Source organism: Halochromatium sp. NSM3, from assembly GCF_059621085.1.
This window is the reverse complement of sequence record NZ_JCAQIA010000100.1, coordinates 1-425: the sequence shown is the minus strand read 5'-3', so window position 1 is coordinate 425 and position 425 is coordinate 1. Positions and strand designations below refer to the sequence as shown.

At 65.2% G+C, this 425-nt stretch carries 1 protein-coding gene; it reads left to right on the top strand.

Annotated elements, in window-relative coordinates:
* The coding region (locus tag AC54T3_RS17480) for a PAS domain-containing protein (RefSeq protein ID WP_496626583.1) at window positions 1-425 on the top strand (425 nt) is incomplete at both ends.

Here is a 425-nt window from a genome sequence, read left to right as displayed (position 1 = left end):
CTGCGGCGTCGGCATCAGGTGCTGATCGAGGCGCTCTCGCAAGCCCAGACCGGGGTCTTGATCACCGAGCGCACCCAGAACGATGACCTGATCACCTATGTCAACTCCGGCTTCGAGGCCATGACCGGCTACAGCGCCGCCGAGGTCAGCGGCCTCAATTGCCGCTTTCTGCAGGGCGAGGATCGCGCGCAAGCGGCGCGCTGGCGAATGCGCGAGGCAGTCCAGGGAGGCGAGGCGTGCAGTGTCATTCTGCGCAATTACCGCAAGGATGGCACCTGTTTCTGGAATTCCCTCTCTATCTCGCCGATGCGCGACCGCGAGGGGCAGGTCACCCATTACATCGGCGTGCAACAGGATGTGAGCGAGGCCATCGAGACCCTGGAGCGCCTGCGCCTGAGCGAGGCGCGCCTGCAAGAGGCGCAGGC